General features: G+C 68.8%; 12 protein-coding genes. 5 read left to right on the forward strand and 7 right to left on the reverse strand.

The features are described from left to right. The first annotated feature begins 95 nt into the window (after window positions 1-95). Window positions 96-1,292, forward strand: coding sequence for a winged helix DNA-binding domain-containing protein (locus A3ES_RS0109270; protein ID WP_026162706.1), 1,197 nt, complete (start codon window positions 96-98; stop codon window positions 1,290-1,292). A 136-nt stretch (window positions 1,293-1,428) separates the two neighbouring features. Here A3ES_RS0109270 and A3ES_RS0109275 read toward each other — a convergent pair whose 3' ends face one another. Together A3ES_RS0109275 and A3ES_RS0109280 are read right to left on the reverse strand one after the other, a co-directional pair. After that, window positions 1,429-2,409: a helix-turn-helix transcriptional regulator gene (locus tag A3ES_RS0109275; RefSeq protein ID WP_020386522.1), complete on the reverse strand. Its 981-nt coding sequence runs from the start codon at window positions 2,407-2,409 to the stop codon at window positions 1,429-1,431. A gap of 73 nt (window positions 2,410-2,482) precedes the next feature. After that, window positions 2,483-3,445, reverse strand: a complete 963-nt coding sequence (locus A3ES_RS0109280) for a helix-turn-helix transcriptional regulator (RefSeq protein ID WP_020386523.1) — start codon at window positions 3,443-3,445, stop codon at window positions 2,483-2,485. 241 nt (window positions 3,446-3,686) lie between these two features. Between A3ES_RS0109280 and A3ES_RS0109285 the strand changes: the two genes are divergently transcribed. From A3ES_RS0109285 to A3ES_RS0109295, 3 genes are all read left to right on the forward strand, one after another. Further along, window positions 3,687-4,688 (forward strand): DUF3866 family protein, encoded by a 1,002-nt coding sequence (locus A3ES_RS0109285; RefSeq protein WP_237744892.1) that lies wholly within the window; start codon window positions 3,687-3,689, stop codon window positions 4,686-4,688. Beyond that, on the forward strand, window positions 4,685-5,692 hold the full coding sequence (locus A3ES_RS0109290) for a hypothetical protein (protein ID WP_020386525.1): 1,008 nt from the start codon (window positions 4,685-4,687) through the stop codon (window positions 5,690-5,692). Before A3ES_RS0109285 ends, A3ES_RS0109290 begins: the two co-directional genes overlap by 4 nt. 84 nt (window positions 5,693-5,776) lie before the next feature. Further along, window positions 5,777-6,265, forward strand: coding sequence for a hypothetical protein (locus A3ES_RS0109295; protein ID WP_020386526.1), 489 nt, complete (start codon window positions 5,777-5,779; stop codon window positions 6,263-6,265). Window positions 6,266-6,325: 60 nt separating this feature from the next. Here A3ES_RS0109295 and A3ES_RS0109300 read toward each other — a convergent pair whose 3' ends face one another. Both A3ES_RS0109300 and pafA read right to left on the reverse strand, forming a co-directional pair. After that, window positions 6,326-7,306 carry an FKBP-type peptidyl-prolyl cis-trans isomerase gene (locus A3ES_RS0109300; RefSeq protein ID WP_020386527.1) on the reverse strand — a complete coding sequence of 327 codons (981 nt, stop codon included), beginning with the start codon at window positions 7,304-7,306 and terminating at the stop codon, window positions 6,326-6,328. A gap of 214 nt (window positions 7,307-7,520) precedes the next feature. Then, a complete protein-coding gene (gene pafA, locus A3ES_RS0109305; protein WP_020386528.1) occupies window positions 7,521-8,882 on the reverse strand; it encodes a Pup--protein ligase in 1,362 nt (453 codons plus the stop codon). A 139-nt stretch (window positions 8,883-9,021) separates the two neighbouring features. Between pafA and A3ES_RS0109310 the strand changes: the two genes are divergently transcribed. Further along, window positions 9,022-9,957, forward strand: a complete 936-nt coding sequence (locus A3ES_RS0109310) for a hypothetical protein (protein WP_020386529.1) — start codon at window positions 9,022-9,024, stop codon at window positions 9,955-9,957. Window positions 9,958-10,077: 120 nt separating this feature from the next. Here A3ES_RS0109310 and A3ES_RS0109315 read toward each other — a convergent pair whose 3' ends face one another. The 3 genes from A3ES_RS0109315 to A3ES_RS46715 are packed head-to-tail and all read right to left on the reverse strand — an operon-like array spanning window position 10,078 to window position 13,977. Further along, a complete protein-coding gene (locus tag A3ES_RS0109315) occupies window positions 10,078-10,839 on the reverse strand; it encodes a pseudouridine synthase (protein ID WP_040454272.1) in 762 nt (253 codons plus the stop codon). Further along, window positions 10,808-12,697, reverse strand: a complete 1,890-nt coding sequence (gene scpB / locus A3ES_RS55975; RefSeq protein ID WP_237744894.1) for an SMC-Scp complex subunit ScpB — start codon at window positions 12,695-12,697, stop codon at window positions 10,808-10,810. The genes A3ES_RS0109315 and scpB overlap by 32 nt, the downstream gene beginning before the upstream one ends. Next, window positions 12,694-13,977 (reverse strand): segregation/condensation protein A, encoded by a 1,284-nt coding sequence (locus A3ES_RS46715; RefSeq protein ID WP_020386532.1) that lies wholly within the window; start codon window positions 13,975-13,977, stop codon window positions 12,694-12,696. Before A3ES_RS46715 ends, scpB begins: the two co-directional genes overlap by 4 nt. Window positions 13,978-13,982: the final 5 nt, after the last annotated feature.

Here is a 13,982-nt window from a genome sequence, read left to right on the forward strand (position 1 = left end):
CTGGTCTCGACCCCGAAGCGCAGCCCGTCGTTGTGGACAACGGTGTCGGAACGTGATGGTAGAAACAGGGGACTACCAGACCTCAGGGGGCGCGGATGGAACGGATATCGGTCGGGGAACGGCGGGCCAGACTTGGGCGACGGCATCGGCTGGTGCGCGGGGCGGAGGCGGCGGATCCGGTCGAGGCGGCGCGCTCGATGGTCGTGCTGCACGCGACCGATCCAGCGACCGTTCACCTGTCCATCGCGGCGCGGGTGCCTGGCAGTGAGGTCGCGGGGACGGAGCGTGCCCTGTACGACGAGCGCACGCTGATCCGGATGCTCGGCATGCGTCGAACGGTGTTCGTCGTACCGACGTCCTTCGCGCCGGTGATCCAGGCGGCGTGTACCGACGACATCGCGCTCAAGCAGCGGAAACTCCTGGTCAAGCACCTGGCCGAAGCGGGCATCGCGGGTGATGTCGAGGAGTGCGGCCATTGGTTGCGGGCGGTCGAGGAGTCGACCGCGACCGCGCTGGCCCTGCGCGGGTCGGCGACGGCTCAGGAGTTGTCGGCCGACGAGCCACGGCTGCGCAGCCGGCTGGCGATGGCTCCTGGCAAGTCGTACGCCGCCCAGCCGTACGTGACGAGTCGCGTCCTATTCCAGCTCTCGGCGGAGGGCCGGATCGTCCGGGGCAGACCGCTCGGGACCTGGTTGAGCGCCCAGCATCAGTGGTCGCCGGTGGAGAACTGGCTGCCCGACGGCTTCGGCCACAAACCGCCGGCCGAGGAGGCGAGAGCGACTCTTGCGCGGGCCTGGCTGGAGTCGTTCGGGCCGGGGACGTCGGCGGACCTGCAGTGGTGGAGCGGCTGGACGCTCGGTCAGACGCGGAAGGCTCTGGCCGCTGTCGAAGCCGTCCAGGTCGACCTGGACGGAGTGGTCGGTTACGTGCTGCCTGGCGACGAGGCGCCGGAGGTCGAGCCTGAGCCGTGGGTGGCGTTCCTGCCCGCGCTGGACCCGACGCCGATGGGCTGGAAGGACCGCGACTGGTATCTGGGCGAGCACAAGGGCCGGTTGTTCGACACCACCGGCAACATCGGCCCGTCGATCTGGGCCGACGGGCGGGTCGTCGGCGGCTGGGGGCAGCCGGAGTCGGGCGATGTCCGCTATCAGTTGCTCGACGATGTGGGCACCGAAACCGCCGCCGCGATCGAGACCGAGGCCGACCGCTGGACCAAGTGGCTGGCCGGAGTCCGCATCACCCCCCGCGGCCGCCGCGCCTCCCCCATGGAACAACAACTCTCCAAAGCCTGACCCACCTATTGTGTTCATTCGCCCCGTTTTCACCCCTCGCCGACGAGCCGAAGTCAGGAAAGGGGTGCAAAGGGGGCGAATGAACGCAGCGGGGGCGGCGTACGGCCGGCCGGGTGCAGCGCTGCGGCGTACTGGCTTAGGTGAGTTGGTCGTCGTAGGCGGCGAGGGCGTCGCGGGCTGTGGCGGCTATTTGTTCGCCTAGGTTTTGGGGGTCCAGGACGGTGGCGGTGCCACCTAGGCGGAGGATCAGGCGTTGTAGCCAGGCGGTGTCGGCGACGCGGAGTTTGACGACCAAGGAGTTGCCGGGGCCTTCCTCGACCGACTCCATCGGGTAGTACTCGGCGACCCAACGCGCCGGCGGCTCCAGCTTCACGGTGGCCAGCAGGTCGAACTCCGACGGCTGGAACATGCCATTGGACAGGTCTCGCGGCGTCGCCTCGGGTGGCGGCTCGCTGGGCAGGTCAAGAAGCTTCGCGGCGGCGATCCGATCCAGGCGGAAGAGCCGGACGTCCTCCGCCAGCCGGCACCACGCCTCCAGATAGCTGCGCCCCTCAGAGACCACCAACCGCATCGGATCGACGTCCCGCTCGGTCGTCTCGTCGCGAGACGGTACGTCGTACGTCAGGTGCAGCCGTCGTTTCCCGGCCAGCGCCCGGTTGACCGTGTCGGCGATCTCCGGCGCGGCCGGCTCGACGTGTACGTGCGCGGCGGCGCCTTCGACAGCAGCGGCACCCTCCCCCGCGGCCTTCTCCAGCTTCGCGATCGCCCGGTCGACGGCGTCGCGGTCGTTGCCGGCCGTCACCTCCCCGAGCGTCCGCAGGGCGGTCAGCAGCGCGAGCGCCTCGTCGGCCGCGAGCCGCAGCGGTCGGGCGAGGTAGTCCGCGTTGTTGAGGTGGATCACCCCTTCGCCTTCGGCCGCGTCGATGTCGATCTCGATCAGATCGCCCATCTGCGCACCCGGCAGACCGCAGAACCAGAGCACCTTCAGGTCCGCGATGATCTGCTTCGGCCGCACACCGAACTCGGCGGCGACATCGTCGACCCGCGCGCCATCGTTCTCACGCAGGTAGGGCACCAACGCAAGCAACCGCTGCACCTGATCACGCGCATTGCTCATGGATGACCTCGCTCCGCTCGGCCATGCATGAGCAAAGACTCGCTGTGTTTGTTGGTTCGGTCGCTCCGCTCTCTCACGGTCTCACCCCGGCGATCGTCCGCAAACGCCGCAGTACGCCGTCCAGTACGTCGCCCGGGCCTTCAACCACCGCATCCGGCCCGTACGACGCGATCTCCTCGGCGAGCACCTCGGAATCGGCGTACGGGACGTGCAGCAGATCCCAGCCCTCCTCGTACGGCTCGATCGCGTTCGCCCGGCGGCGCAGGCTCACGCACGAACCCGACCGGGCCCGGACCTTCGCCTCGGACGTCGGCCGCGGTGGCGCGAGCTCGCTGACCAGGGAGCGGATGTCGGTGCCCTCGGGCACGGTGAACGCGTTCGACTGACCGATCGTGCGCACGTTGCCGCCGATCCGGGACAGCCGGAACATCCGGGTCGCCTCACGGTCGCGGTCACGGCCCACGACGTACCAGCGGCCGTGCCAGGAGACGATCCCCCACGGCTCGAGAGTGCGCATGGTCGCCTCGGCGAACCCGGTCCGCCGGTGCTCGAACCGGACCACGGTGCGACTGACGACGGCAGACCAGAGCGGGTCGAAGGCCGGCTCGGAGGCACCGACGTGCGGCTCGATCGCGCTCAGCGCGGACTGGTCGGTCTGGATCCCGGCGGCCTTCAGCTTGAGCACGGCCGATGTGGTCGCCTCGGCCAGGCTGGCGTGCTGCCACACCCGCGCGGCCACGCCCAGTACTGCGGCCTCGTCCGGCTCCAGGTGCACCTCGGGCAACTCGAACACGTCGCGCCGGATCCGGTAGCCGACGTCGTCGGAGAAGAACTTGTCGATGGTGCCCATCTCGATCGGGATGCCGAGGTCGCGCAACTCGTCCTTGTCGCGCTCGAACATCTTCTCGAAGGCGTCGTCGGTCTGCCCGGCGTACCCCTCGACCACCTCGCGGATCCGCTCCTTGGTCACGTACGTGCGCGCGACCAGCAGGCAGATCACCAAATTGAGCAGTCGCTCACTCTTCCGCGCCGACACCCGACCACCTTACGGGGTGATCGGTGCCAGTGCCGTCCTCCGCGCCGAACAGGTGTTCTAATTGCTCAGCTTCCATGAAAAAGATCTCCGCCGATCACCAGGATCTGCAGGTGTTCGACTGCGGCTCCTGAAGCTTGGTTACAGTCGCCGTGTGATGCGGTGGCGTGAAGGAATAGTGAGTGAGCTCGGGCGGAGCTGGGCTGGCGCTCAGGAGCTGGTGGTAGCTGTCGGGGATCGCGCTGTGCGGTCCCTGGCCTACCCCGACCTTGTGGGCTCGCCTGTGGTGGGTGACCGGGTGCTGCTCAATGTGGGCGCGCTAGACCGGGGTCTGGGCACAGGCGGCTACGCACTGGTCGTCGCCATCCCCGACAGGCTTCCGGAGGACCCGCCGGAGAGCGGGCACTTGGTCAAGGCCCGCTACACACCCCTGCAGTCCATGGTGCTCGGTGCCGACGAGCAGGACTCGCCAGACCACGCAGTACTGCGTGACGCCGACGACCTATTCGGTACGCCGGTCGTCGTGGCTGACCTGCATTCCGCGCTGCCCGCAGTACTGGCTGGGGTGTACGAGGCTCGGCCAGGTACTCGGGTCATCTACGTGATGACGGACGGCGGAGCGCTACCGCTGGCGTTCTCGCGTACTGTCTCGGCGCTGCGCGACGCCGGCTGGCTTGGCGGGACAGTGACCGTCGGACAGGCGTACGGCGGCGACCGTGAGGCCGTGACGGTCCACACCGGGTTGCTAACGGCAGTGCACGTACTGGCGGCCGAACTCGTAGTACTGACGCAGGGGCCGGGCAACCTCGGTACTGGTACCCGCTGGGGCTTCTCCGGCGTCCAGTCGGGTGAAGCCGTCAACGCGGTCGGCACGCTTGGCGGACAGGCTGTGGCGTCGCTCCGGATCTCAGAGGCCGACCCGCGACCACGACACCGGGGCATCTCGCACCACAGCCTCACGGCGTACGGGCGAGTCGCGCTGCAGCCGGCAGACGTCGTAGTACCGGATCTGGCCGGCGACTTCGGTGACGCCGTCCGGGACGCCGCTGAGCCGCTCAAGGGCCGGCACCGCGTCGTACGGGTGTCCACTGACGGCCTGTACGACGCACTGGGGGCCGCGCCGGTCAAGCTGTCGACCATGGGGCGGGATCTCGACGCGGATCGCGCGTACTTCGAGGCTGCCGCCGCGGCCGGCCGTCATGCGGCCGGGCTGGTGGATGTGCCCTTCGGAAAGAGCAATCGGTGAGGATCACGGCGGCGAGCTTCCCCACCCCGCATTTCATCCAGGTGTCGAGCAATCCGGCGGTCCGGGACCAGCAGGCCGGGTTCGCGCAGCTCCACGCCGGCGGCACCAACCAGGCACTGGACCGGCTGAACGGGCTGCTGGAAGCGGCGACCTCGCAGGCCGAACGGGTGAATGCCTTCGAGCAGACCTACCGCGAACTGGCGCAGTGGCGGTACGACCTGTCTGAGCGATCCAGCGGCCAACGACCGGGCGCGACCCCAGAGAGCTACCGGGCCTCCATCGGCCGTGGATTCGTCACCGACCCCTTCGGCAAGGGCACCCATCGGGATGGCGACCTGAGGATGAACAGCCAAGGGACGCTGTTCGGCGGAACCGAGACACCGGCCAGCCGCCTCGCCGCCCGGCTTTCCGACATCGCCGCAGCACGGTTCGACGCCGAGGCGCCGGATGCGGAGGTACTGCAGAACAAGGTTCGGCTGCCCGACGGCACCACCGTCAACGGCAACCAGATCCAGCGCGGCCGCGCGGCGGCGGCCGCCCGCAACCTTCCCGAGAATGTCAAGGACTTCTACTGCACGCAGACGGGCACCGAGGCCGACCGCAAGGCCCTGCAGCAAGCCGCCTTCACCAGCCTCGCCGAGCTCGAGGCTCAGCGCGCCAGCGGCCGAACCGACCTGCTGGAGGACCCAGCAGCCCGCCAGGCCTTCGTCGAGGCGGAGTACTTCATCTACCAGGGCCCGGAGTTCCAGCGCGGCGGCGACGCGAGCATCCGGGCTCTCCTGGTCGCGGCCCACACCCGTGTCTTCGATGCACCGGTGAAGCTTCCGCAGGACATCGACGTGATGGCCTACGTCGCGTCCCAGCAGGACTTCTACGCCCACGTCGAACGCCACCAGACCGTGCTCACGACCGATGCGCCGGCCGTACAGCCCGAGATCGCTCAGGTGGCAGCGCGCGCTGCCGTCCCGGCGACCCGCCGTACGACCGGACAGGAGCGCGGCTGATCGCTGGGCTGGTGGACGTACCACCACCCGGTTCGGGGTCTCAGTACTCCTGATTCGGCGAGGCCGGGCGGCGACAGTGGAAGCATGGCAACCACGGAGCGCACCCTCACCATCCACGATGTCGTCGGCAGCGAGCCGCCGGTGGCGATCCGGGCAGCGATCGCCGCGTGGTTGCTCGCGGTCGGCGCCGGAGTGGCCGAGTCGGTCCTCGGCGTGATCGACGCGATCAGCGACGGGTCGATGCCGCCGGCGGCGATCGTCGCGCAGGTCGGCTTCCGCGCCATCGTGTACGGCGGGCTGTTCGTCGTGATCGACAAGTACTTCCGGCTCGGCCGCAACTGGTCGCGGCACCTGCTCGCCGGGCTGCTCGGCGTCGTCGGGATGGCGACGCTCGTGATCGGGCCGATCCAGTGGCTGCTCGACGGCGCGGACTTCGGCGCGATCGAGCTGAGCCCGGGCTTCTTCGCCTTCGCGGTGATCCGCAGTGTGCACGTGATGGCGGTCGTCACCGGTGTGGTGCTGATGTACCAGCCGGACGCCAACCGCTGGTTCCGCGCCCGGCGGTCGCACTGACCGGCCGGACAAAAAGCAAGGCCGTTGCCCTGGGCAACGGCCTTGCTTTCGGTGCTGAGCTTACTGGCCCTGCGGCTTTCCGGCCGGGAAGGCGTTGAGGACGTCGATGACCGCGAACGCGTTGGTCACCTTGCCCTTCTCGTCCTTGGCCGGCGGCAGCTCGACCAGGACACGGCTACCGACCGGGATTCCGGCGAAGCCGTCCAGCGCGCCGGCCTGGCCGGTCGGGCCCGGGCCGACCTGAAGCTTGTCGGTCGGGGAGCCGGGCTGGGCCGGAGCCTGCTGCGAGGCCGGCTGCGGGTCCCAGGTGCTGGCCTGCTTCTTGCCGGCGTAGTCATAGACGACGTAGCGGCCGACCAGCTGGCTGCCCTTCTCGATCGGCTTACCCTTGCCGGTAGCGATGACGACGGGCTTGCCCGGCTTGGCCGGCGGCTTCGTGCCGGCCGGCACGGTCACCTTCGGCTCGGCGCTCAGCTCCCCGGTCACCTTGAACTTGGTCGCGGGTGCCGCGACCGGGTCGGCCTCCAGCTTGGTGGTGTTGGAGCCGGCGCCGAACAGGTCGACGACGAAGATCAGCGTGTCTTCCTTGGTGATGCCCGCCTGCTGGTTCCCGCCGGCCGGTCCGTAGCCCTTGTCCGCCGGGATCGACATGACGACGCGGCTGCCGACCTTCTTGCCGACCAGCGCCTCGTCCCAGCCGGCGATGACGCCGCCGATGCCGATCGGGAACGAGGACGGCGCGCCGCGGTCGTAGGAGTTGTCGAACACCTTGCCGTCGCGCCAGATCTGGCCGAGGTAGTTGGCGGTGAGATAGTCGCCCTTCTTCACCTCGGGACCGTCGCCCTCCTTCAGGACCTCGGTCACCAGAGCCTTGTCCGGCTCGCCTTCGCGGTGGGTGACGGTCGGCTTCTTGCCGAACTCCTCGGTCACCTTGATCCCGGTCTTGCCGAAGTCGCCCCCGGCTTTGGAATCATCGGAGCCGCAGGCGGCCAGGGACGACCCCAGCGCCAGCACCGCGACCAGACTCAACAGCTTGCGCACGAACGAGCACCTCGAAATCTCACGGCTCGGCCCTGCCTTCGGCGGGCCCGCCTGGATATACGGCCAGATGAACGCGCCCACCCTAGCCTGCGCGGCCAAAGGCGACGCGGTCCACCTCAGTCACCGTTCGGTCACGTCACGCAGCGTCGCAGCCGCCCGCCCAGTGGGCTCGCGGCAAACCACGCGTTCGCAGTACGGCGAACGCGTGGCCGGCTCACATACTCGCGATCAGCTTTTCCACTCGCTCGTCGTGGGACTTGAACGGGTCCTTGCACAGCACGGTGCGCTGGGCCTGGTCGTTCAGCTTCAGGTGCACCCAGTCGACGGTGAAGTCGCGCCGCCGCTCCTGCGCCCGCTTGATGAACTCGCCCCGCAGCCGCGCCCGCGTCGTCTGCGGCGGCACCGACTTTGCCTCGAACACCCGTAGGTCGTCGACCACCCGAGTGACGGCGCCCTTGCGCTCGAGCAGGTAGTACAGCCCGCGCGGGCGGTGGATGTCGTGGTAGGCCAGGTCGAGCTGAGCGACCCGCGGGCTGGCCAGGCCGAGGTTGTTCTGCTGGCGGTAGCGCTCGATCAGCCGGTACTTGATCACCCAGTCGATCTCGCGCTCGATCCCGGACAGGTCGCCGGACTCGATCGCCTTCAGGCACCGCTCCCACAGGTTGAGCGCGCGCTCCACGGCCGGAGTACCGAGCTCGCGGCGGTCGACGAAGTCGCGAGCCTTGGTCAGGTACTCACCCTGAATGTCCAGGGCGCTCGCTTCGCGGCCGTTGGCCAGCCGGACCTCGCGGCGCCCGGTCATGTCGTGGCTGATCTCGCGGATCGCCCGGATCGGGTTGTCCAGGGTGAGGTCGCGCATCACGATGCCGGCCTCGATCATCCGCAGTACCAGGTCGGTGCTGGCGACCTTCAGCAGCATCGTGGTCTCGGACATGTTCGAGTCGCCGACGATCACGTGCAGCCGGCGGAACCGCTCGGCGTCCGCGTGCGGCTCGTCGCGGGTGTTGATGATCGGCCGGGACCGGGTGGTCGCGCTGGAGACGCCTTCCCAGATGTGCTCGGCGCGCTGCGACACGGAGTACACAGCGCCGCGGGGCGTCTGCAGCACCTTGCCGGCGCCGCAGATCAGCTGCCGGGTGACCAGGAACGGGATCAGTACGTCGGCCAGCTTGGCGAAGTCGCCGTGCCGGCTGACCAGGTAGTTCTCGTGGCAGCCGTAGCTGTTGCCGGCCGAGTCGGTGTTGTTCTTGAACAGGTAGACGTCGCCGAAGATGCCCTCGTCGTGCAGCCGCTTCTGCGCGTCGACGAGCAGCCCTTCGAGGATCCGCTCGCCCGCTTTGTCGTGTGCGATCAGGTCGGTGACCGAATCGCACTCACCGGTCGCGTACTCCGGGTGGGAGCCCACGTCGAGGTAGAGCCGCGCCCCGTTGCGGAGGAAGACGTTGCTGCTCCGCCCCCAGGACACGACGCGCCGAAACAAGTACCGGGCCACCTCATCGGGGGTCAGTCGGCGCTGACCGCGAAAAGTGCAGGTGACTCCGTACTCGTTCTCCAGACCGAAGATTCGCCGGTTCACAGACCCCACCCTACGACCCCGCTCCGACAATCGGGCCGAGTCTCAGGCGCGCCGTCATCGCTTCGTTGCGTGGCAACAATCAGCGACCGCGGTGCATCGAGCAAGGTGTTAGTCCTGAGCGAACGACGAGAGGGATGAGATGACGGGAAAGCGGAATGCGGTCCGGTCCACGACCGGACTGCTGTCTGGCGCGTTGCTGGCGGCCTCACTGGTCGCGGCACCGGCCCATGCCACCGGCACCGCGACACCGGCGGCTGTCTGCAGCCTGCGCCTCGGCGCTGTGACGGCCGGCGGCGACCACAGCATCCAGCGGATCACCGCCACCACGCCTCCCACGGTCGACAGCGCCGTGGTCGGCCCGAAGGACCTCTACCCCGACGGCACCGCCCGCCTGCCCAGCTCGGTCGGCTACGAGGCCGTCGTACCGGCAGGTGAGCAGCGACAGGGCCTGGTCGCCATCGGGCCGCGGATGTACTACTCGGGGTACACGACTGACGGCAGCGGCACCGAGCCCGTGCCCGGTACGGTGACGCAGACCCTGGTCGGTGGCGGCTGGAGCCAGTACCACCGGTTCTTCGAGCGCAGTACGTACTCGCTCTCGGGCTTCAGCCGGACGAACACCTATACGGTGGCCAGCGAGGTGATCGCTCGCTGGACGGTCACCAAGGGCGGCTGGCGCTACTACACGACCTACCAGGGCTTCGCCGCCGTCAAGACCATGGCACTGATCAGCCAGACCCGCAGCTACGACACCTTCCTGGCCAACACCTACGGCGGTGCGCTGTACACAGTCCGGATCCCCACTGGGTCCGGGGCACCGGTAGTGAAGAAGGTGCGCACCTCCACCTGGCAGGGCTTCGAGACGCTCATCGCGGAGAAGTGCGGCTCGCAGAGCACGCTGCTGCTCGGCATCGACAAGGACACCAAGACCGGCTACCTGTACGCCGTCAGCCACGCCACCGGCGCAACCACGGTCATCAAGGGCCTCGGCAAGGTCCCAGCCAGCCTCGCCGAGTCCTCCTACTTTCGCGTCTTCCTCGACACCCCGGAGGCCGGCCATCTGTTCGGCGAGTGAACCCGGACCGCCATCACATGCCAAGTCCCCGTCAGCGGCCGGTTCGGGGCGGCCGCACGCTCAGCTGTCGAGCTGTGGGGGATGTTGGTGTGTGATGGCGGTCCGGCAAGTCCCGTGAAATCAGAGGTCGACGAGGTCGAGGAGTTGGCCTAGTTCCTTGCTGTCGAGCTCGCGGAGTTCACCGGTGTGCAGGTTGCCGCGGCGGACCGGGCCGATCGCAGTACGGGTGAGGCGTTTGACCGGGTGGCCGATGGCGTCGAACATGCGGCGGACGATCCGGTTGCGGCCCTCGTGCAGGGTGATCTGGACGAGGGTGCGGCCCTTGATGCTGGAGATCTCGCGGACCGTGTCGGCTTGCGCCTGGCCGTCCTCGAGGTTGACGCCGTCGAGCAGGCGGCGCAGTACCGCTGGCTTCACGTTGCCGTCGACCTCGGCGACGTAGGTCTTGGAAACCTCGTACGAGGGGTGCGCGAGGCGGTGCGCGAACTCACCGTGGTTGGTGAGTAGCAACAGCCCTTCGGTGTCGGTGTCGAGCCGCCCGATGTGGAACAACCGCTCGGGACGATCGTGCACGTAGTCGGCGATACAGGGCCGGCCTTGTGGGTCGGCCATCGTCGTCACTACGCCACGAGGCTTGTTGAGCACGATGTAGACGTGCGCGGTCACCGGCGGAATCCGCTCGCCATCGACCCGGATCACCGAGACAGCCGGATCGACCCGGGTACCGAACTCGGTCACCACCTGCCCGTCGACCTCGACCCGCCCCTGCCCAATCAACTCCTCAGCCGCCCGCCGACTGGCCACGCCGGCCTGAGCCAACGCCTTCTGCAGCCGGATCCCGCTCTCGTCCTCAACCACCAGATCCACCTTCAACCCGCACATCCCGATCCCCGCCGTCCGCTTCTGCGGATTCGTCCAAGCCAGCATCCACGACCGGTACGCCGTACTCGCCGAAGTGCCCCACACTGTCACCTTCGCCGTCGTCGCCATCGACGGCATCGCTCTCGCCGCCCTCGGCTTCCGCGGTGTCAGTCGCCCCGACCTCGTCCGCGGCCTCTGCGTCACCCTCACCAGCTGCGTCGTCAGCGCCCAGCAGGTCAGCGTCGCCACCCGCATCCGCTGCGGCTGCCACGTCTGCGGTGTCGCCTTCGGTGTCTTCAGGGTCTGTGTCGGCCTCGGTGGGGGGTGTGGGTGGGGCTAGGTCGTTTACCTGGGGTTCGGTGTCTTCGGTGGAGGGGGTGGGCTCGGCGGCTGCTGCCTGGGCGGCCAGTTCTTCCTCCATGTCGTCCATTTCGGGGAGGTAAGGGGCCAGCTCGGGGAGGTCGTCGAGGGACTGCATGCCCATGCGCTCGAGGAAGAACGACGTGGTGCGGTACAGGGTTGACTGCGACTCAGTGTCGGCGCCAGCTTCCTCTACCAGACCTCGGCTGATCAGTGTCCGCATGACGCCGTCGACGTTCACACCACGGATGGCGGAGACGCGAGCGCGGCTGACCGGCTGCTTGTAGGCGACCACCGCGAGCGTCTCCAGCGCCGCCTGAGTCAGACGCGACTGCTGACCGTCGAGAACGAAGCGTTCGACGTACTGCGCCGCGTCCTCCCGCGTGTAGTAACGCCAACCACCGCCGACCTCACGCAGATCAAACCCACGCCCCTGCTCGGTGTACTCCCCCGCCAGCCCGTTCAGCGCCGCCGTCACATCCGCGATCGCCCGCCCAACCGTCCGCGCCAACGCCAGCGCAGGCAACGGCTCATCAGAAACCATCAGAATCGCCTCAAGCGCCCGCCGCATAGTGACGTCATCAATAAGAACCTCAGGCAACTCCTCCTGCTCCTCCACCTCCCCCACAGCCACGTCACCGGATGCCTCATCACCGGACGCCGCACCCTCACCCGGTACCTCGACGGCGGGCGCACCCTCACCCGGTACCTCGACGGCGGCCGCACCCTCACCCGGTACGTCGTCAGCACCCCTTGCCGACTGCGGGGTTGACCCCTCTTGGCGGGGTTCGCCCCCTGGCAGAACAGCAGGTGAACCCTCATCCAAGGGGCTAACCCCGTCAACAGCGGGTCCAGCCGCCTCAACCGGAGCATCCGCGGCCACCGCGTCCTCGCCGGGCGCGTCCTCCGCGGGCAAGTCCTCAGCCGGTACGTCGTCAGCGGCGGTCGCCGACTGCGGGGTTGACCCCTCTTCGCGGGGTTCGCCCCCTGGCAGAACAGCAGGTGAACCCTCGTCCAAGGGGCTAACCCCATCAACACCGGGTCCAGCCGCCTCAACCGGAGCATCCGCGGCCACCGCGTCCTCGCCGGGCGCGTCCTCCGCGGGCAAGTCCTCCGCGGGCAAGTCAGCCGGTACGTCGTCAGCGGCGGTCGCCGACTGCGGGGTTGACCCCTCATCGCGGGGTTCGCCCCCTGGCAGAACAGCAGGCGAACCCTCATCCAAGGGGCTAACCCCATCAACAGCGGGTCCAGCCGCCTCAGCCGGCGCATCCGCGGTCGGAGCTGCCTCGCCGGCCGCGTCCTCGCCGGGTACGTCCTCTGCGGCGGGCCCGGCGTCTGTAGCGGGCGCGGCGTCCGCCGTGGGTGTGGGTTCGGCTGGGATGTCGACGTCGGTGCCGGTTGGGTGTGGGGTTGACCCCTCGTTGTGGGGTTCGCCCTCTGGTGGGGCAGTGGGGGGACTCTCGGTGGAGGGGGTGGGCCCGTCGGTGGTGGGGTCGGTTGGGGGTTGGTTGTCGGTCACTGGTCCACCGTCTCGTGCTGGTCCGGCCCGGGTTCGGGCTCATCGGGCTCGGGGGCGTCGGGCTCGGGCGCGCCGGGCTCGGAGGCGGAGGCACCGGACCCGGGAGCGGAGGCCGAGGCTTCGGGCTCGGAGGCGTGCGGCTCGGAGGCGTGGGCCTCGGGTGCGGAGGCTTCGGGCTCCGAGGTGGAGGCGGCAGGCTCTGAGGCCGATGCGTCGGGCTCGGTCAGTTCCGCGTCGGGCTCGGTCAGTTCCGTGTCGGGCTCGGAGGCCGGGGCGTCGGGGTCGGGGGTGTCGTTGGGGGCGGTTAGTTCTTCGCCGGGTTCTAGGAAGTCGGCTTCGTCGGGGACGACTGGTGCCTCCCCGTCCTCGGCCGCTGGCGTCGGTACTTCGTCGAACTCGTCGCCTACCGCGATCTCACCCTCGTCGGTGCCGGTCCACCGGATGGTCAGCTCCCCCAGCGGCGTCACCTGGTCGAACGTGACCGCCGCCTCCCGGAACAACTCCAGCAACGCCAGGAACCGGCACACCGTCGTCACCGTGTCCGGCGAGTCCGCCACCAACGCACGGAAAGTCGTACTCCGCTGCCGCCGCAACCGATCGATGATCACCGCGGCCTGCTCGCGCACCGTCACAGCCGGCGCATGCAGATGCGCCAGCGAAACACCCTCCGGTATGACGATCGCCTTCGGCGCCAGCGCCCGGGCAGCCAAGGCCGCCAACCCCGCCGGATCAACCCCGAGCAACACCTCGGGCAGCAGATCCGCGAACCGCGACTCCATCCCCACCGCCCGCGGGAAGCGTTTGGCCTCCTCGGCCATCCGCAACTGCATCAACGCCGCGATCTGCTTGAACGCGCGGTACTGCAGCAACCGCGCGAACAGCAGATCCCGCGCCTCCAGCAGCGCCAGATCCTCGGTGTCCTCGACGTCACCCTGCGGCAGCAACCGGGCCGCCTTGAGGTCCAGCAGCGTCGCCGCGATCAGCAGGAACTCCGACGTCTGGTCCAGGTCCCAGTCCGAACCCAGCGCCTTGATGTGCGCGATGAACTCGTCGGTGACCTGCGACAACGCGATCTCGGTGATGTCCAGCTTGTGCTTGCTGATCAGCTGCAGCAGCAGGTCGAACGGACCCTCGAAGTTGACCAGGTGAACGTTGAAGCCCTTGCTCTCGGCCACCACCGGCGACTCCGGGTCAGGCACCCCCGGCAGGTCGATCGGTGGCTCCGAGGTCTCCGCCGCGGGATTCGCGGAGGAGGCCTCGGGAGCCAGGGCGTCACTCATCGCCG

It is taken from the genome of Kribbella catacumbae DSM 19601 (genome assembly GCF_000372465.1).
GTDB classification, from domain to species: Bacteria; Actinomycetota; Actinomycetes; order Propionibacteriales; family Kribbellaceae; genus Kribbella; species Kribbella catacumbae.

Coding starts and splice junctions, on each gene's coding strand:
- A3ES_RS0109275 (WP_020386522.1), bottom strand. CDS start 2,409: ATGAGCAATGCGCGTGATCAGGTGCAGCGGTTGCTTGCGTTGGTGCCC.
- A3ES_RS0109310 (WP_020386529.1), top strand. CDS start 9,022: ATGACGGGAAAGCGGAATGCGGTCCGGTCCACGACCGGACTGCTGTCT.
- A3ES_RS0109315 (WP_040454272.1), bottom strand. CDS start 10,839: ATGTGCGGGTTGAAGGTGGATCTGGTGGTTGAGGACGAGAGCGGGATC.
- A3ES_RS0109270 (WP_026162706.1), top strand. CDS start 96: ATGGAACGGATATCGGTCGGGGAACGGCGGGCCAGACTTGGGCGACGG.
- A3ES_RS46715 (WP_020386532.1), bottom strand. CDS start 13,977: ATGAGTGACGCCCTGGCTCCCGAGGCCTCCTCCGCGAATCCCGCGGCG.
- A3ES_RS0109295 (WP_020386526.1), top strand. CDS start 5,777: ATGGCAACCACGGAGCGCACCCTCACCATCCACGATGTCGTCGGCAGC.